The 19,222-nt window shown below is 45.9% G+C and carries 18 protein-coding genes; all 18 read right to left on the reverse strand.

Features of this window, described 5'->3' with window-relative positions; translation table 11 throughout:
* Nucleotides 1-13: 13 nt before the first annotated feature.
* Nucleotides 14-1,147, reverse strand: a complete 1,134-nt coding sequence (gene flhB, locus H5647_RS17740; protein WP_045860407.1) for a flagellar biosynthesis protein FlhB — start codon at nucleotides 1,145-1,147, stop codon at nucleotides 14-16.
* A gap of 21 nt (nucleotides 1,148-1,168) precedes the next feature.
* On the reverse strand, nucleotides 1,169-1,942 hold the full coding sequence (gene fliR, locus H5647_RS17745) for a flagellar biosynthetic protein FliR (protein WP_045860408.1): 774 nt from the start codon (nucleotides 1,940-1,942) through the stop codon (nucleotides 1,169-1,171).
* On the reverse strand, nucleotides 1,942-2,211 hold the full coding sequence (locus H5647_RS17750; protein WP_045860409.1) for a flagellar biosynthetic protein FliQ: 270 nt from the start codon (nucleotides 2,209-2,211) through the stop codon (nucleotides 1,942-1,944). Before H5647_RS17750 ends, fliR begins: the two co-directional genes overlap by 1 nt.
* 28 nt (nucleotides 2,212-2,239) lie before the next feature.
* Nucleotides 2,240-2,953 (reverse strand): flagellar type III secretion system pore protein FliP, encoded by a 714-nt coding sequence (gene fliP / locus H5647_RS17755; RefSeq protein ID WP_236075072.1) that lies wholly within the window; start codon nucleotides 2,951-2,953, stop codon nucleotides 2,240-2,242.
* Nucleotides 2,954-3,087: 134 nt separating this feature from the next.
* Entirely contained in the window at nucleotides 3,088-3,648 is a 561-nt protein-coding gene (fliO, locus tag H5647_RS17760) for a flagellar biosynthetic protein FliO (RefSeq protein WP_052692168.1), read from the reverse strand.
* 58 nt (nucleotides 3,649-3,706) lie between these two features.
* Nucleotides 3,707-4,138, reverse strand: coding sequence for a flagellar motor switch protein FliN (gene fliN / locus H5647_RS17765; protein WP_045860411.1), 432 nt, complete (start codon nucleotides 4,136-4,138; stop codon nucleotides 3,707-3,709).
* Nucleotides 4,131-5,132 carry a flagellar motor switch protein FliM gene (gene fliM / locus H5647_RS17770; RefSeq protein ID WP_045860412.1) on the reverse strand — a complete coding sequence of 334 codons (1,002 nt, stop codon included), beginning with the start codon at nucleotides 5,130-5,132 and terminating at the stop codon, nucleotides 4,131-4,133. The genes fliN and fliM overlap by 8 nt, the downstream gene beginning before the upstream one ends.
* Nucleotides 5,133-5,140: 8 nt before the next feature.
* Nucleotides 5,141-5,665, reverse strand: coding sequence for a flagellar basal body-associated FliL family protein (locus H5647_RS17775; protein ID WP_045860413.1), 525 nt, complete (start codon nucleotides 5,663-5,665; stop codon nucleotides 5,141-5,143).
* A 227-nt stretch (nucleotides 5,666-5,892) separates the two neighbouring features.
* On the reverse strand, nucleotides 5,893-7,398 hold the full coding sequence (locus H5647_RS17780) for a flagellar hook-length control protein FliK (protein ID WP_052692170.1): 1,506 nt from the start codon (nucleotides 7,396-7,398) through the stop codon (nucleotides 5,893-5,895).
* 376 nt (nucleotides 7,399-7,774) lie between these two features.
* Entirely contained in the window at nucleotides 7,775-8,119 is a 345-nt protein-coding gene (locus H5647_RS17785; protein WP_045860414.1) for an Hpt domain-containing protein, read from the reverse strand.
* 22 nt (nucleotides 8,120-8,141) lie between these two features.
* Entirely contained in the window at nucleotides 8,142-9,890 is a 1,749-nt protein-coding gene (locus tag H5647_RS17790; protein WP_045860415.1) for an ATP-binding SpoIIE family protein phosphatase, read from the reverse strand.
* A gap of 115 nt (nucleotides 9,891-10,005) precedes the next feature.
* On the reverse strand, nucleotides 10,006-10,314 hold the full coding sequence (locus H5647_RS17795) for an STAS domain-containing protein (protein ID WP_045860416.1): 309 nt from the start codon (nucleotides 10,312-10,314) through the stop codon (nucleotides 10,006-10,008).
* Between the two features lie 255 nt (nucleotides 10,315-10,569).
* Nucleotides 10,570-11,625 carry a protein-glutamate methylesterase/protein-glutamine glutaminase gene (locus tag H5647_RS17800; RefSeq protein ID WP_045860417.1) on the reverse strand — a complete coding sequence of 352 codons (1,056 nt, stop codon included), beginning with the start codon at nucleotides 11,623-11,625 and terminating at the stop codon, nucleotides 10,570-10,572.
* 36 nt (nucleotides 11,626-11,661) lie between these two features.
* Nucleotides 11,662-12,306: a chemoreceptor glutamine deamidase CheD gene (gene cheD / locus H5647_RS17805; RefSeq protein WP_045860418.1), complete on the reverse strand. Its 645-nt coding sequence runs from the start codon at nucleotides 12,304-12,306 to the stop codon at nucleotides 11,662-11,664.
* Between the two features lie 74 nt (nucleotides 12,307-12,380).
* Nucleotides 12,381-13,223, reverse strand: a complete 843-nt coding sequence (locus H5647_RS17810; protein ID WP_236074957.1) for a CheR family methyltransferase — start codon at nucleotides 13,221-13,223, stop codon at nucleotides 12,381-12,383.
* Nucleotides 13,224-13,310: 87 nt separating this feature from the next.
* Nucleotides 13,311-16,067, reverse strand: a complete 2,757-nt coding sequence (locus H5647_RS22375) for a methyl-accepting chemotaxis protein (protein WP_045860419.1) — start codon at nucleotides 16,065-16,067, stop codon at nucleotides 13,311-13,313.
* Between the two features lie 10 nt (nucleotides 16,068-16,077).
* Nucleotides 16,078-16,641 (reverse strand): chemotaxis protein CheW, encoded by a 564-nt coding sequence (locus tag H5647_RS17820; RefSeq protein WP_045860420.1) that lies wholly within the window; start codon nucleotides 16,639-16,641, stop codon nucleotides 16,078-16,080.
* A gap of 12 nt (nucleotides 16,642-16,653) precedes the next feature.
* Nucleotides 16,654-19,164: a chemotaxis protein CheA gene (locus tag H5647_RS17825; protein ID WP_045860421.1), complete on the reverse strand. Its 2,511-nt coding sequence runs from the start codon at nucleotides 19,162-19,164 to the stop codon at nucleotides 16,654-16,656.
* Nucleotides 19,165-19,222 lie beyond the last annotated feature (58 nt).

The raw sequence follows: 19,222 nt of genomic DNA on the forward strand, positions 1-19,222 counted from the left end.
TTCCCACGTCATCTTAATAGTGTTTCATATCGGGTGGAATATCGACCTTTCGTGGCGGATAGGGTCGTTCGCCACCCATTTTTCGGTAGTCTCTCAACTGAAAGACGTACGCCAACACTTGCGCAACCGCTACAAATAAACCGGCGGGTATAGTGTCATCCAAGGCGGTTGTGTTATAGATAGCGCGCGCCAATAACGGTGATTCAACAAATTCTATTTTATGTTCTTTCGCCACTTCTCGAATTTTCAACGCTGCAAAATCAACCCCTTTTGCGAGTAAAATAGGGGTTTCCATTGTCGCAGGGTCATACTTCAACGCAACCGAATAATGAGTAGGGTTGGTAATAACAACATCGGCTTCTGGCACCGAGCCCATCATTCTGGACTGTGCTATTTGTTGTTGCATTTGTCGAATTCTGCCCTTAACTTCTGGCTTCCCCTCTGTATCTTTCATTTCGTCTTTAATATCTTGTCGCGACATTTTTAGCTTTTTAGAGTGGTCCCATATTTGAAACGGAATATCGACGAGCGCAATTAAAACCGTTGCGGCTGAAAGAAAAACCGCCGCCCATAAACTTAAGTTAATCGAATGAAGTATGCCCCGCTCTACGGCCTCACCCGCTAATCCCAATAACGAATCTTGCATAATGCTCAACAACACAAAGGCAATGCCCACTACCACCAGCACCTTCCCTATAGCTTTTACAAGTTCAACTAACGATTTCACTGAAAACATACGCCCCAAGCCTTTTATTGGGTCCATCCTGTTTAGCTTGGGCGCCAATGATTTTGTGCTGAACAACCAACCGCCAAGTGCTATGGGGCCCGCTATTGCAGCAATGAGTACAATAATAAAAAAAGGAATTAGGCCAAGAAAGACTTCCCAAAAAGACGCACCCAGTTTCGAGAACATGGCCGCAGTATCAAATAGTTCCGGCCGTTCTAGTTGAAAATTCATGCGTAACACCGCCATCATTTTTTGCCCCAGCACATCGCCGAAAAGCACCAAACCAGAACTGCCTGCCAATAATACCGCAGTGGTTGTCAGCTCTTTAGAACGGGGCACCTGCCCTTCTTCTTTCGCTTTTTCAAGCCGTCTCGGCGTCGCTTCTTCCGTTTTTTCTTGTGAGCTATCTTCTTCTGCCACGTGAGTGAGTCCGCCCGCCTGCTATTGAACTGTTATCCCTTTGGCTACACTAAAGCCAAAGATCATGGTGTTGTTAAAAATATCAATGAAGTTAGATAATCCCAACCAAATGAGTATTAACCCGCACATCAATGTAAATGGGAAACCCACCGCAAAAATATTCAGTTGCGGTGCCGCACGGCTCATTACGCCAAACGCCATATTGACAAACAACAATGAGGTGAGAACAGGGAGTGCGAGTACCAACGCCGACGAAAACATCCAACTGCCCAGCCCTGCGAGCTGCCAAAATACCGAAGGCTGAAAATTAAACTTGCCAGGCGGCAAGGTTTGGAAACTTTCGACCAACAACGAAATTAACACTAAGTGACCATCTACCGCGACGAACATTAAGGTAACGATCATAAGAAAAAATTGAGAAATAACCGTCGTTTGAACACCGTTTGTAGGGTCGTTCATGGACGCAAAGCCAAGGCCCATTTTCATGGCCATATACTGACCACACAATACAAACATTTGAAAAATTATTTGGAAGGTGAAACCCATTGAGAAACCTACGAGAATCTCTTGCAGAATAAACCCAAAGGCCGATAGGCTTAGTAAATTTACGGTGGGCAATGCGGGCAAAAAAGGTACCACAATGACTACAATAGCTGCCGACAACACCAACCGTATACGAGGATTCACAATACGAGAACCAATCACGGGCATTACCATTAGCATGACGCCAATACGCACAAACGGTAAAAAATATTGTTGAATAAGTGCCGCCAATTGCGATTCGGTTAAGTCCATTATCCGATCACTTCAGGAATAAGCAACATTAGCGTCGTAAATAGATCCATTAGCTTTTGAACAAGCCAAGGCCCTGTCATCATGATGGTTGCTAGGGTAACCAATAGGCGAGGTAAAAAACTCAGTGTTTGTTCGTTTATCTGGGTAGCGGCTTGAAAAGTACTGACAATAAGGCCAATCATTAAACTAGGGCCAACAATAACGGAGACCATGGTAACCGTCAAAAAAAAGGCCTCACCAAATAATTGAAGAGCAATTTCGGGGGTCAAATTCGCTTACTCCACGCATGGGCTGTATCTAAATGCCAAAGCTGGCCGCTAGCGTTCCAATAATTAACGCCCAGCCATCCACTAATACAAACAACATTATCTTGAACGGCAACGAAATTATAAGTGGTGACAACATCATCATACCCATTGCCATTAGAACGCTGGCTACTACAATATCGATAACCAAAAAAGGGATGAAAATAATAAATCCAATTTGAAATGCAGTTTTAAGTTCAGAGGTCACAAATGCAGGCAATAGAATACTAAACGGTACATCTTCTGGCTGCGCTACCCTAGCGACTCGACCAATTTTAAAGAAAAGATCTAGGTCAGATTCTCGCGTATTCGCCATCATAAATTGATGGAAGGGTTTTTTGGTATTATTCAGTGCCTGATTGGCGCTAATACTCTCGCTAATATAGGGTTGTAACGCTGTTTCATTCACCTCGGTTAGTACGGGAGACATAATAAAAAACGAAAGAAACAACGAAAGACCAATGAGAATTTGATTGGAAGGCGATTGCTGTAAACCTAACGCCTGTCTTAATATCGAAAAAACAATAATAATGCGCGTAAACGATGTCATCATCATTAGAATGGCCGGCAAAAACGTGAGCACGGTCATTAAGAAAAGTATCTGTAACGTTACCGTATATTCTTGAGTGCCATCACTGTTCGTTTTTACCGTCACGGCTGGCAAACCTTCGATGGGCTTGAAGCCTTCCGTGCCATTACTCAACATACTTTCAGCAACGGTTATACCATTAGCGTCTTGTGAAAATACGGGCTGAGATAGCATGCATAAAAAGCCCAATAATAGGATAGTGGCTATGGCCATCGACACGCGATAATAATGACCATTAACACGGAGGCGTTTCACGACTTATTACTCGGGTCCAGGACCGATTTTAAATAACGGGCAAATTCCTGTCCTTTTTTTAACGGCACACCGTTATTTTTCTCTGGGAATGAATCGTTTACGGATACAGCGTATTCCTCTCTAGAAACCCTCGCCTCCAAGATTTTTATAACATTAACACGGCCGGGCGCTACTCCCAATACCAGTCTTTCGCCTTCAACTTCAATAAGCACTGCTCGCTCACGATTACCCAACGGCAAATTTGCCACGACACGCATATGTGCAGGGCCATTAAAATTCGCGTATCCCAGTTTTTTTGCCAACCATGCAAGCACAAAAATGAGCAAGGTCACCGCGCCTAGACCAGTAACAACCTGAATAAGAACACGGCTCGAAGAAATGACTTCCGGCCGCTCATCAATGACTGATGACGAGAGATACGACGCAGGTGAATTCTCAGGAACAGACGATAGTATTTGAGTATCGTTGGCATCTGTGTCGATTGCCTGTTCGGCCCAAAGGTTTTGGCTTACCAAGAATACTAGTAATAATGTGTAGCGAAAAAATGTTAGTGACATACGTTTACCCGCATTCAACAGAGCTATCAATTGGCTTTTCTAACGTACTTTTTTGAACTTACTTTAATTTATTAATTCGTTCGGAGGGGCTTATAACATCGGTCATGCGAATACCAAATTTTTCGTTGACCACAACCACTTCGCCATGCGCGATAAGCGTACCGTTCACGAGCACATCCAACGGTTCTCCGGCTAAACGATCAAGTTCAATTACGGAACCTTGATTGAGCTGTAACAAGTTACGAATGGTGATCGATGTCCGCCCAACTTCCATCGAAATACTAACAGGAATGTCCAGAATGACATCGAGGTTTGGGTTACCTTCACCACCGCCGTGCTCAAGTGATGCGGTTACCGCCTCGAATTCATCTAAAGCCATAGGCGCTGTGTCACCCTCGGCATCACCGTCGCCATCGATGATATCTTGTTCCTCCATCGCCGCTGCCCACTCATCGGCCATATCACCTTGGTCGACATCATCATCACTCATGGTTATCTCCATCATCACTTGTAGCGCGAACTATTGGTCGGTCCACAAAGTCGAGTACTTTTAATGCTAGATTATCGCTACTTTGCCCAAATTGAGTTTTAAACATAGGTACGCCGTTTGCGGTAGTAATGTGAAAATCTGGCATAGTAATGGGGACAACGTCCCCCGCTTTTAAATCAACAATATCGCGCAAACTAATATCCCGTCGAATAATGTCGCACTCCAAATCGATTCGCGCGTCCATCACGTCTTCGCGTAATGCCACCACCCATCGATCGTCTCTTTCATCCGTATCCGATTGCAGCCCTGCATCCAGCACCTCCCGAATAGGCTCTACCATTGAATAGGGCATGGTGATATGCAGCTCACCACCGCCGCCATCCAGCTCCACATGAAAGGTACTTACCACTACGACTTCGCTAGGGCTCACTATATTGGCCATAGAGGGGTTGACTTCCGAATTGATATATTCAAAATCAATCAGTTTTACCGCCTTCCACGCCTCGCGCAAATCAATAAACACTTGATCCAATACCATTTGAACGACGCGTAATTCTGTTGGTGTAAATTCTCGGCCCTCGATTTTTGCATGACGACCATCACCGCCGAAAAAATTATCGACCAGTTTAAATACCAGTTTCGCATCTAGAATAACCAATGCTGTACCGCGTAAAGGGCGAAACTTCACCATATTTAAGCTTGTGGGTACGTAGAGTGTATGAACATATTCACCAAATTTTTGAATTTGAATACCACCTACAGATACGTCCGCCGTGCGCCGCAATAAATTAAACATACTGATACGGGTATAGCGTGCAAATCGTTCGTTGATCATTTCTAACGTGGGCATTCGGCCACGTACAATTCGATCTTGGCTTGTTAAATCGTACGATTTTATACCGCCGAGGTCTTGATCCCCTTCGGTTTCAATATCACCGTCATCGACTCCGTGGAGGAGCGCATCAATTTCGTCTTGTGAGAGTAAGTCTTGCAAGGTTTTTCCTATTGCATTACGAAGTTAGTAAACAAAACCTGTTCGATACCCGGTTTTCCTAATTCTTCTTGCATAATATCTTGCAACGTTTGCAAGCATTGCTGACGCAAAAGTTCTTTTCCCTCAGCGGTTTGTATTTCTTCGTAAATTTGACTACCGATAAGTAAATTCAAACCGTTGCGTATTTTCGGCATATGCAATTCGATGCTGCCAATAATGTCTTCTTCGCGCACCATTAATGTAAGCTCTGCTTGCAAATACCGTTGCCGCCCTTTCGCATCATAATTAACGATTATGGCGGGCTTTATGGGGTAGTAAATGGCGGGAAGTCGTGGCGGTTCCAGGTCTTCTTCAGCGCCCTCTTCTGCCGTAGGTTCCGGCGGAGGCGGCATAATAAATTTAAGCGCGGCTAACGTACCGCCTACAGATATTCCAGCAATCACCAGCGCCATTACAATTAGGGTAATGAGTTTTTTCTTACCGCCACCGGGGGCCGCTTCTTCGCTGCCTTCTGTGTTGTCATCATCTGCCATGTCAAACTTCCGTCTTATAACGCAGGTTGATTTCTAGTGAGCAAGAGATATGCCAAGCACTTGTCACCGCCCTACAGCTAAATGTAGTCGGCAATTTCTGGATGAGCGTATTTTTTCACGTAATTGAAGTGCACCCTCCTATTAATATTGAGAGTGCTAGGGAAAGAGCGTCGAAAAATTGACGCTTCGATGTCAAATACAAACATTACTACAACAAAGCAAAGCGCTTAGGCAAAGTAATCGATACCCGTTTGTACCGTTACCGATAACGTGGTGGTCTGTTCGTCTTGCGGAGCGTCCAATACCGTTTCAGTTTGGCCCGATGCCGAGTGCTCGGGCTGTGGCGTAGGCTCTTCGTCTGGCGACTGATCTGAAACGTCGACATCCACTAAATTTAGCCCTTGTTGTTCACACAGTTCCCGTAATCGCGTCGCTGTAGTGTCTAAGGCATCACGCACGTTGGCATGACCAGAAACAAAGCTAACCACTACTTGGTCACTGTTCACCTGAACCCGTACTTGCAGTGGCCCTAGCTCAGGGGGGTCTAACTGAAGCTCTGCAGATTGAATATTTTGGCCCGCCATCATTGCGGTACGCTCGGCGACCATACCCGCCCATTGAGGCCTGCCGAAGGTTACGTTAACAGGCATTTGTAGCCGCGACGAAAGACTATCGTGCGTTACGGTATTAAGGTTTAGGCCAGCGCCGGCAATACTCGCATGGCGTACCGATGTTTCCAGGGCAGGCCCACTTTCCAGCGCCGATAGTTTTTCAACATTCCCCCCAATCCCCAATCGAAACAACGCTTCGCTTTGCGCGCTACGGTTCAGCATACCCTCGAACGATGCCATGCGATTATCCATGCTGGTCGCCCAATCACTACTCAATAATGCACCCTCATTTTTTACCGCAACCGGTGCGCTTTTTACGCCATGAAATTGAAGTTCCGCAGGTAATGCAGTAGGCGTTACCTCTTGCGACCGAACGAGATTCGCCGATAGACCAATGCCGCCGTTTAAGGCCAGCCGAAGCTCGGCAAACGTCATTGGTTGAACGCTAAGCCCCTCGGCCTGTATAGACAAGCCTGGGGCCGCACGTAGGCGGTGTAACGGTGATTCACCTATACCTGCAGAGAGTTGAACGGTTGCCTGCAACGCCGTCTTTAACCCCTCTACCGGCAGTACAATACTTTCCATCGATAGCACACCTGACGCTATAGGCCCGCCCAGCAACCGATTGTTCACCCCTACAGTATCGTGTTCAAACGACGCCAGAAGTGCGCTCAGCTCCGTCGGCGTGAAGTGATACGGTTGTTCTTGAGGCTCCAGCGCCGTGCCCGCTGCAAGGCCGCTGAACTCAGGCGTATTATCAGCTGTGCCAGACTGTTCCATTGTACTCGACAGCTCCGTTGTACTCGATACGTTTTCGGATACCGAAGACGATTCGGTTACGCTCTTACGGTCGCGATTACTGGCTGCTTGCGTTGCGCCGCTGACGCGTTGATGAGGCGAAGTATCAGACGCCGCAGTAGCTCCGCGATTAGGCGCGTCATTCGGCTGAACTGCCGTTTCTGACTGTTCGGCTTTACGCCGCGCCTCATGGGCGAATGTTGTTCGAAAAGTATCATCCTTGCCATTGTCACGATTAGCTGACGATGGTGATTGCGCCCTTGGGCGCGATATTTGGCTGATGGCGCTATCGCCAATAGTTAATAGGTCGAAAATGGAATGCATGGCGCTTTCTCTCTAGAGATATAACGGTATCTATCAGCTAAGAGCAAAGGCTATGCCAGAGGATACATAATTCGCGGGAGACGCATTAATTAAATAGAAACGTTTACAAACCTCTCGCCAGAATAAAATGACCAACACTGTATTGCCAAGAAGAGACGTATTCCGTTGCTAGACATCTAGCGTAACAAGGGCGCGCTACAAACCGCACTCGAAGGGGGGTTGCTAATAAACCTATGATGACACGGTGCCTTTTACAGACCCCGTTCGACCGCGTACTTCGCACGCTTATGCGGTAAAAATGACAGATATTTAAGCACTACCGAGCGCCTAATTAAGGGCGCTAATAAGTGGATAAGTAAACGCTAGAGGACAATAGCTAGAGAAGGTTATTTAATTGTTGCGCGGTAGCGGCAAACTCTTGCTCTATAGCGGAAAAAATTTGCGGCATTGCGACGGCGTCTTCCACTTTGGCCTTGGTTTCCATTTGATCACATAATAGAGCCAACGAGTTTGCCCCCATATTACGGCTACTGCCTTTCACGCCATGAGCTTCGTGATTAATTTGAACAAAATCGTGGTTTTCTAATGCAATACCCATACGAGAAATTCTCGCGGCGCAATCTTCGTTGTACGTGCGAATCAACTCAGGAAATTTTTCGCCCAGTAAATCCCGCAGGCTTTCCAGCATTGGTAAATCAATGTCTACGTTCAACTCCGACATCGTGTCATTCACTCCACCTCAATCATAAATCATGACCATCATCCAAGTGCCACCGAAAATCCACTTCAATATCATTTCCAGGGGGATGTATCGTCAATTTTTCGCATATAGAATCCATAAGCGATAACCCACGGCCAAAATAATTGGGCTTACTTGGCGTTGGCGGAGCGACCACTTTACTCGTTTCCTGCGTCTTTTCGGTGGGTGTAAAGCCTTTTCCGCTATCAATAATTCGAATATTCAAAAGGCCACCTGATGGCGACGCAACATGTTTCAAACACACACGAACAGAGCCTTTATCGAGCGACTGTAAGCGATCGTGTTTAAGCTTGTAAAACTCGGCAAAACCCTGAGGGGTTTTCTTAAGCTCAGACGACAACCCTAGAACGCCATGCTCAAGCGCGTTAGCGTAAAGTTCGGCGAGCACTGTGTATAGCGTAGTGCTTCGATCCTTTAATCCCGGCACTTCGGAGGTTATATTCACCAGTAAAGGTAGCGGGTCAAACTCTTTTAAACTCGATTCACTTACCTCGAATGTTAGCGCCCAATCGACCAACTGCCCCTTCGCTTTCGTGTGAGTGTCCGTATCGAGCCGCTTAATTGGAAAATCGTCGATCAGCACCTCCACTAAGGAAATATCATCATCTTTATCTGAATCGCCGATATGATTATGTACCTGCCCCAAAATCTCATCAAACAACGTGGATGAACCAATACGCCGGTCCATCAATGCGTGTAACCGCGATTCACCAAACATCTCACCCTGACTATCGCGAGCCTCGAAAACACCATCTGACCACATGTAAAATCGGTCGCCGATCTCTAATGGAATACGTTTACAATTCGCTTTAAAATTCTGCGTTGATAACACGCCTAATGGCAAATTTCTAGACTGGAGCATTTCATAACTATTGGTGCGTGCACGATAAAGAAAACTTTCGGGCAACCCACCATTCCATATGCGCATGCGACGCTTTTCAAGATTAATATCGATACACGTTGCACAGCAAAAAAAACCGATTGGTAAGATCTCGTGCAATTTGGTATTAATTTCTTTAATGATATCGGGCATAGAAAAGCCCTTGCGAGCCATGCCATAAAAAGTGGAAGCCAAAGGCATGGAGCCTATAGCGGCAGGTAAACCGTGCCCCGTAAAATCACCCAGTAAAATTAATATACTGCCATTAGGGCTCACCTCGGCGACCAACACATCACCATTAAAAACCGCTAGAGGTGACATATACGCATTAATAATATCGAGATCCAAACAACCCGAATGCGCGATTTTATCGTACACCTGTTTAGCGACCTCTTGCTCTTGAATCAGGTGCTGATTATGTGCCTGGATAAGCGATTTTTGCTGAGCGAGTACAAGGTGCATGTCACGCATACGCCCGAATGCTTTAATTTTTGATACCAGCACCACGGGGTTGTACGGCTTTGGCAGGAAATCATCGCCACCCGCCTCAATACACTCCACGAGTGACTCATCATCAGACAGGGACGTTAAAAAAATAATGGGCACAAATTCGTCACGCGTAAGCGCTCGAATTTCTCGCGCGGCCTCTACCCCACCCATGCGTGGCATTAAAACATCCAGCATGATGATATCGGGTTTGTGCTCTTTGTAGGCTTCTATGGCTTCTTGACCGTCGGCGACAGGGATAGGAACATGCCCAGCGCGTGCAACGATCGATTCAAGAATCAACCGGTCTGGTGCAGAATCTTCCGCAATGAGTATGTTTAAACTCTGCTCTTTCTCGTTGGGCACCGGCGAACCTTAGTGAATTACCATGAAATACGTGGGGTTGTATTCGGTAGGATTAAGTGTTCAAACAGCTCACGCTAAAATGCGATTACTATTACCTTAAAAAGCATCGACCACATTATTGAATGGTAAATAATTGCTCGAAACTAGAAATTGCAAATATTTTTTTAACTTCAGGGCTGCAGTTGTCGATGGTAATTCGAGCGCTGTCGCCACCTGCGAAATCTCTTAACACTAACAACATTCCTAATGCAGAACTATCTAAGTGAACGGTGTCGCCTAGGTCCACACAATAATTTTCAAGAGAATGTGAATCGACATCCTCATACGCTTTTCGAAAATTATCCAAAGAAGAAGCGTCAAATCGACCTTCAATTGATATTCTTAATGTTTTCCCGTTATCAGAGATTGCGGATCTTATAGCCATATTCTGGTGTCTCTTACGTTTGGCCAACGACATGAACAAACGTTCATTTTGTTAGCGACAATAAAACCACATGTTAAACGCTTTCGGCGGTAATTAACCTTCTGCACCGACGCTGTGCGCATATTACCACAATCAGCGAAAAACACTGGATCATATTTCGATAAGTACTCGCCGAACGCCTCAAATTTAAGCGTCTTAATGAGGATAGCTCAATCTCCAAGAAGCCCAGCAGATTACCATCAGATTTCATACCTTTTATTTAAAGGCGTTTGTAAGTAGGTACCGGCCAATTTTATTCAAGGGTAAAATTTTACTCGCAGCACCCATTTTTACCGCGGCGCCAGGCATACCCCATACCACACTCGACCCCTCATCTTGCGCCACCGTGACTGCACCGACTTGTTTCATTCTTAATAACGCCGCCGCACCATCACTACCCATGCCCGTTAAAATAATACCCATCGCTTTTGCGCCAGCCGCTTTCGTAACGGAATCGAACAACGCTTCTACAGAGGGCCTGTGGCGATTGATCACATCGTCGCGACCTAAGCTGCAATAGTAACCACCTGCTCTAGCCTCAACGCGCAAATGCGCATTTCCTGGCGCGATATAAACACTACCTTGCTCAATCTTCTGATTATGCTTAGCCTCGACCACTGTCATTTTCGCAGCGGAATTGACGCGTCGTGCAAAAGAGGCGCTGAACGCCTCTGGAATATGCTGAGCAATAACAATAGGCGGGCCATTTTCCGGCAAGCCAAGTACAACCTCTTTTATGGCCTCGGTACCACCCGTAGATGCACCTAATGCACAGATAAATTGCGATTTAAGCTTTTTGCTGGAGGCGAGATCACGATTGCCTGAAATATGGTCACTAAAACTAGAAGCTTCAGCTGATGCCGCTATGTTGGCACTCGCTGCACATAAGACTTTCTCTACAATTACATCGCGATAAAGCTCTAACGCTCCACCACCTTCGTTTTTAGGTTTTGGTACGAAGTCAACAGCCCCCAGTGCTAGCGCCTCGAGCGTTGCGGGAGCGCCATCCTGCGTAAGCGTCGATATCATAACCACCGGCATGGGCCTTAAACGCATAAGATTTTTAAGAAAGGCTATGCCGTTCATGCGAGGCATTTCAATATCAAGCGTCAGAACGTCTGGCGCGAATTTTTTAATTAATTCGCGTGCCTCGTAGGGATCAGTTGCAGCACCAACGACCTCGATCCCAGGATGAGAGCTCAACACCTCATTCAGTAAAGCGCGAATAAGGGCCGAATCATCCACAATTAATACTTTTACGCGCTTTTGCATATTCGACACTCGCGTGCGTCTCACCCTTTACGATTATTAAAATAGTTCCACGTTGCCTGAGGCAGGCTTTTTAACCATGGAATCCAGGTAGGCTTTTTCGCGCTGTTCAATCGTATTATTCATGCGCGTACGTAACTTCTTGAGTTTAATGGCTCCGGTATCGGGAAAGTAAAGCACCTTTCGCGGGTAATCACTGCCTAGATCCTGTGCCGCTATCGTTAGGCTGTCTTTTTGTAAATAATCCAATACGAATTCGACATTACGTTTACCTATATCCATATTCGTCATGCTACTGAGTACACGCCCGCCGCCAAACAGTTTTACTTCCAACCTATCGCGTCGTCCACCCTGTTTTAATATAGCGTTAATGAGATATTCCATTGCCCAATTACCGTAGCACAGCTCTGCATTAACAACGCTGGGCCTCGATATTGACTGCTCCCCTAACTGCACGGGCAACATAAAATGGTTCATGCCACCAACACCAATTTTAACGTCTCTCACACACGCTGCCACACAAGAACCTAGTACCGTTACTATCATTTCACCCGTTCGGCTAACGTAGCATTCTCCGGGAAGAATTTTAGCGGCGGGTATTCCTAAACGCCGATCCCAGTAACGGTTAATATGTTCAAAACCGCTAATCGAGGTTACGGGTTGATAGTCACTTTTTAAAAACAATCAGTTTTCGCTCTTCCAAATTAAATATGGCAGCACAACACACTCACACGTTATATGTCACCACCTAAAAACCACTAGTTAAGTTCGTATATTGTTCGACCTAGAGATTTAAATCGTGATGTAATATTGTGTAAATTTTCTGAATGCCCAATAAATAGATTGCCTGTTGTTTCAAGTAGGTTAGCATAGCGTTCAAACAATTTTTTTTGCGTTTCGACGTCAAAATAAATCACCACATTCCGACAAAATATAATATCGAAACGCCCTTTCATTGGCCACTCATGAAGTAGGTTGAGCTGTTTAAATGTGATCATATCCCGAATAACGTCCTTTACTCGTACTCTATCTTCCACATTATTTCTGGCTATAAATCGGCGACAGTTATCGGGTATTGTTTCTACTCGCTCAGTGGCGTATTCGCCCAATCTGGCCTTTTCTACCACATTCGAGTCGAGATCGGTCGCCAGAATTTTTACATCCCAAGCGCTCATTCCCGTAAAGTTTTTTAACGTCATGGCAATAGAGTAGGGTTCTTCTCCCGTCGAGCATCCCGCTGACCATATTCGAATACGCTTCTCTTGCCGCTTCTCGGCCAGTAATCGTGGTAATAGTTTGGTCGACAAGAACTCGAAATGATGGCCCTCTCGAAAAAAAGACGTTAAGTTGGTAGTAATAGCATTAACAAATTCAACATGTTCCCGGCTATTTTTTTCCCGAATAACATCGCAGTACTCATTAAATGAGGCAACATTTAAACGCCGTAAGCGACGCGCCAAACGGCCATACACCATATTTTTTTTATGGTTCGAAAGGCTTATTCCGGTCAGAGAATAGGCAACGACCTTTATTTCCTCAAAATTTTGCTGCGTCATTGGAAATTCACGCTGCGAAAAATCGCCTACGTTTGAATTATTCAAATACGCCTCCAATCAGCGTTCTATTGGTAGCCAAGGTCACGATTACTTTACCTCTTCACTCACAACTAATATGCAATGCTTAACCCTTTAGAAATCTTCCCATTCATCGTCCGTGGCACCGCCTTGCGAACCATAAGACATCGGCGGCTCTACCGACGCACGATGCGCAACACTGGTATGAGTTGTTGGACGTGATTGATGGGTACTAGGGGCATTTGCTGCAGCGGCCTCCCTATGGCCGGCGATTGAAAAGAAATCAACCACCTGATTGAGTGCGCGCGCCTGATCGGCCATGGCCTCACCTGCCGCTGAGGCTTCCTCTACCAGAGCCGCATTTTGTTGGGTCATTTCGTCCATTTGGGAGACCGCTGTATTCACTTGCTCAATACCGCTCGTTTGCTCCTTCGCAGCATCGGCAATTTCGCGCATCATCGCGGTAACGCTTTCCACCGACGCGACAATATCGGCTAGCGTTTGCCCCGACTCATTCACTTGCGCGGTGCCATCTTGTACTTTCGATACGCTATCGCGAATCAAATCTTTAATTTCTTTCGCGGCACCAGCCGAACGTTGAGCTAAATTACGCACCTCACCTGCCACGACGGCGAAACCTCTACCCTGCTCACCTGCACGCGCCGCCTCTACTGCAGCATTAAGGGCTAAAAGGTTCGTTTGAAACGCGATTTCGTCGATAACACCAATGATATCGCTTATTTTTTTGCTTGAGGTATTAATTTCCCCCATGGAGACCACCGCTCGATTAACCACATCACCACCACTTTGCGCCTTGGTTTGTGCTTCCATCGCTAAACTACTCGCTTGAATGGCGTTATCGGCGCTTTGCTTTACCGTCGATGTCATTTGTTCCATACTCGACGCGGTTTCTTCCAGCGAGGACGCTTGTTCTTCGGTACGCTGACTCAAATCGGCGTTCCCCTGCGCTATTTCGTTGGCCGCCGACGTAATCGACCCCGATGCCGTTCGAATTTTAGTTATAACATCGGTAAGTTTATCGGCCGTTGCATTCGCATCTATTTTCATCGTGCCGAAAGCGCCCCTATAGTCGCGCGTGATACGCTCTGAAAGGTCGCCGCGCGCCATCGCGCCTAGCATACGAATAACATCATTTAACGCAACTTCTACGGTACTAATTAGATCATTTAACCCCTTACCTAAATTGGCAAAGAAATCAGTTTTACCGTCTAACGAAATTTGTTTACTAAAGTCGCCAGCGCTCGCCGATTCAACCATGGAGTCGATTTCTCGCTCTATCGCAACTTCCGCCGTGCGATCGGCCCATTCCACTACAGTGCCTAGCCGTTCTCCGTCCACAATAATGGGGTTGGCTATTACCGTGAAGGTACGCCCTCCAACCTCAGCATTACCGAAGTACGTTGTTGTCAAATTATTGATAATACCGCGTTGATGCGAGACATCTTTATGGAAGATATCCATATTCGCACCTTTGAGTTTCGATGCGTCAAAAGTCGGTAATGCTTTACGAATATCCGCTTGCGCGTTACTCATCATGCCCACCGATGCATCATTTAAATAAATAATATTGGCATCTGGATCTGCGATCATGACGTTGGTTGTGACATTATCCAGCGCCTGTCTTACTCTTGCGTTTTCATCAGATTTTGCTTTTTCTTCTGCTTCACGCGCTAATCGTTCAGTTTTATCGTCCCACTCTACAACCGTACCCAACCTTTCGCCACCGGGGCTAAACAGTGGCGTGGCAATAAGACCAAATGTGAGGCCAGCAATATCTAAATTGGTACTGTAAGGCGAGCGTAAATCATTTAATAGCTGGCGCTGATGAGAAGGTTTTACGTGAAAGTCATCTACACATGTGCCGATAAGCCTGCTCACGGAAAAATTGGGTAATTGCTGCCGAATCGTAGTCTCTCTATCAGACATCATTTTCCGAACCGCTTCGTTCATGTAGATAATATTCATCTCTTTATCGGCTAACATTACCGACGTGTCGCACACATCTAACGCTTGTCTAATACGTAGATTTTCAGCTGCCTTAGTTGCCCGGGCAGTTTCTTCTGCGAGGCGCTCCGTTTTATCTTCCCATTCCACTAACGTACCGAGCCGCGTACCTTCTGCATCAAACCAAGGCGTTGCAATTAAACCAAAGGTAAGCCCACTCACGTTGATATTGGTACTGTAGGTGTCAGTTAACCCGCCCAACAATTTACGCTGATGCGATGCATCGTTATGGAAACCATCAACACTAGTACCTATAAGGGAACCCACTGCGAACGAGGGTAAACTCTCCTTGATTTTTGCTTCGTTTCGCGTCAGCATTTCGACTACGGTATCATTCACGTAAACGATATTAAGATCATTGTCTGCCAACATAACATTGGCACTACACAGCTTTAATGCACTGGCTTGATTGGCTGCAATACGATTGGTATTTTCTTCCTGCTTTCGTGCGGTTACATCAATAGCAAATTTAATAACCTTATAGACTTTCCCTTTATCGTCGCGCAACGGGTTATAAGAGCCTTGTATCCAAATTTCCTTTCCGCCTTTCCCAACGCGCTTGAATTCTCTTACCACCGACTCTCCGCGCGCTAGATTTTCCCAAAACAACATATACTCTTGGCTATTAGCGTAATCATCATCTACAAACATACGATGATGACGGCCCACGACCTCATCACTGGTATACCCCGTAACGGTTAAGAAATTGCTGTTCGCCTCTAGAATTCTACCGCTAGGGTCGAACTCTATTATCGCTTGTGTTCGGCTAACCGCGGCGAGCTTTCCAGCCATGTCTTTGCATTCTTGCGATTGACCTAAACCAAAAATAGAAAGCCAATTATTCATCGTTATTCACCTATCCATTAGTTTTGGCTTGCGTAATTTGCTCAGCCAAGTTCGACAAATTGGGTACATCATCCAACGTTAGAAGTTTATCTATATCCAACAAAATAACCATTTTTTCCTGGACATTCACGAGCCCTCGAATAAAATCTGTATTCACTGCGCTCCCTAAATCTGGCGCCGCACGCATATCAGTTTTAGATAACGAGTAAACGTCGGAAACGGCGTCGACCACAATACCCATAATTCGGTCACCATCCTCCATCTGTACTTTCAGTACAATCACCACCGTCACACCGGTATATTCAATAGCCTTAAGGCCAAAACACTGGCGTAGATCCACAATGGGTACAATGGTGCCGCGTAAATTTATAACGCCTTTAATATGGCTGGGTGCGTTAGGCAGCGGTGTAGCCGATTCCCACCCTCTTATTTCTTGAACACAGAGAATATCAACCCCGTATTCTTCTTCTGCCATTATGAAGGTGAGGTACTGATCATTTAAATCTGCCGATATATCGCTATTATCCGCTGTGGTAACGGACATGCTCTGCGCGGTATTTTCTTGTGCCTGCATTACTTTCTCCTGCTACCCGATGGCTTGGGTAGGCAAAACTTGCGCTCCAAAATTTCGCCCATGTGTTAAATGATGAGCAATTCCAAATTTTTCGCCAGCCAACTTTACAATGCCGACTATATCCAAAATAAGCGCAACGGTACCATCACCCAATATAGTTGCACCGGAAATACCGTCTACACGTCTATAATTGTTTTCAAGGCTTTTAATCACCACCTGCTGCTGCGCCAATAACTCGTCCACTACTATGCCTATTTTCTCGCCATCGGCTTCCACCACCACCATAAGCGATTGCTCTAAGTCTGGCGTACCTTCTGGAACAGAAAATGTTTTATGAAGTTCAATAATAGGAACATAGTCGTCGCGAAGTTTAAAAACATCACAGCCTCCCGCAACTTTACTGATAAATTCTTTTCGGCATTGAAGTGATTCGACGATTGAAACCAGAGGAAATATATAGGTATCATGACCCACGCGAACAAGCTGTCCATCCAAAATTGCGAGCGTTAGAGGTAACCGTATGGTAATAGTCGAGCCAACGTTGACTTGCGAGCGAATTTCGACACTGCCATTGAGCGCTTGGATATTACGTTTAACAACATCCATACCCACACCACGCCCCGATACGTCACTCACTGTTTGGGCGGTAGAAAATCCGGGCTGAAAAATAAGATCGAATACGGCCTCATCTGGCATTAGCTCCGCTTCGTTTGCCGAAATAATGCCTTTTTCTATCGCTTTTTCGGAGATAGCAATTTTGTCCAACCCTTTTCCGTCATCCGTAATTTCGATAACAACGTTGCCGCCCTGATGGTAGGCGTTCAAGGTAATAGTGCCCAAAGCGGGTTTACCGTTTGTCACTCGTTCATCGGGTAATTCAATACCGTGATCCACAGCGTTGCGCACAAGATGCACTAATGGATCACCTATTTTTTCCATTACCGTTTTATCCAGTTCCGTGTGCTCTCCTATCATTTCCAGATGAAGCTGTTTATTGAGCGTTTGGCCAAGGTCTCGAATCATGCGGGGAAAGCGGCTAAACGCAAAGCTAATAGGTAACATTCGAATACGCATAACGCTTTCTTGCAATTCTCGGGTATTCTGCTCTAACTGCCCTAGACCTTCCATTAATTTGGGCAGGCGATCCGCTTCAAATTCGGTACCTAACTGCCCTAACATGGACTGAGTGATAACTAGCTCGCCGACCATATTAATTAAGTTGTCGACCTTATCAATACCCACACGAATTGACCCGGGTTCGGCCGGCACTTTTTTGGCAGGCGCCGCTTGCGGGGTTTTAATAGGCGTTGCAATAGGTGTTGCTACTGCAGTGATATCAGTGACGCTGGCCGTATCGCCAAAACTCATCGCGTCACTGCCAACAGGTGCAGCAATGGTGCCCACTGCTACCGCAGGTACAAGACCAACCTCTTCGTTTAAGGCTACAGCGCCCGTTGAGTCGTGTAATAGGACCGATACACGAGATTCATCTAGCACCCATTCAAACACTTCTAATATAGTGTCTTCCGTTGCGTCAGCAGAACGAAGAATAATATTCCACGATAACAAACACCGTTCATGATCCAACAATTCTAGGCTGGGCAATTTGTCGGTATTGGCCGCTACGGTAATATCGCCCAACTCCTCTAGCGCTCGGAATAACCGAATGGGTTCATTGCCTGTTAATAAAATACCGTCGCTGGGAGCGAAATCAATCTCCCACACCTGCTTTATTTCAGTTTCAGTAATCGTTATTTTGGATTCGTCTGCAACCCATTCAAACACTTCATTGATCGCCGGTAGTGCGTTGCGTGTTTTCAGTAGAATGGTCCAGCTCATCAGACAATCTTCTGGATTGAGGGATGCAAGGTTAAGTGCGTCTGCCCGACAACAAACGTCTAACATCTGAGATATTTCCGATAATTCACGAAACATTCGTACAACATCGTTACCGGTTTTTAATATATCGCTATCGGGAAAAAAGTGAATTTGATAATATTTTTCGGCTGAATCATTTTTACCGACAGCTACTTCTATAGGCTCAAGTTTCGGCTCAGCGCTGGTTTCCACTTTCTGTTTTGACGTATCAAGAAGGGTTTCAGCACCTTCATTTGAGGGTGAAACCGCTGTTGCATCAGCGTCTAACAGTGCCGCGAAAACAGCTTTCAACTCTTTCGACAACGGCGTATACCCATCCTCCCCCGCCTGTAATAATTGCAGCATTTCACGCATACAATCGACAGAGTTCAAACAGGTATTAACATCTTCGCCGCGAAACCCTCTCTTTCCCGAGCGCACCTGATCAAGAATGGTTTCCAAATCGTGGGTGAATTCTGCGACAGAACTAAAACCAAAGGTTGCACTGCCCCCTTTAATGGAATGCGCTGATCGGAAAATTGCATTGATGGTTTCATCATCGATATTGGCGGGGTCCAACTCCATGAGAGCGGCTTCCATTACATCAAGCCCCTCAAAACTTTCTTCGTAAAATACCTGATGAAACTGCGATAGATCGATGGTCATAATCAACAACCGGATTGACTGCGTTTGCCTCGCAAGCAGGCATCAACGATACCTGCTT

Origin of the sequence: Teredinibacter purpureus (assembly GCF_014217335.1) — a bacterium.
GTDB lineage: Bacteria > Pseudomonadota > Gammaproteobacteria > Pseudomonadales > Cellvibrionaceae > Teredinibacter > Teredinibacter purpureus.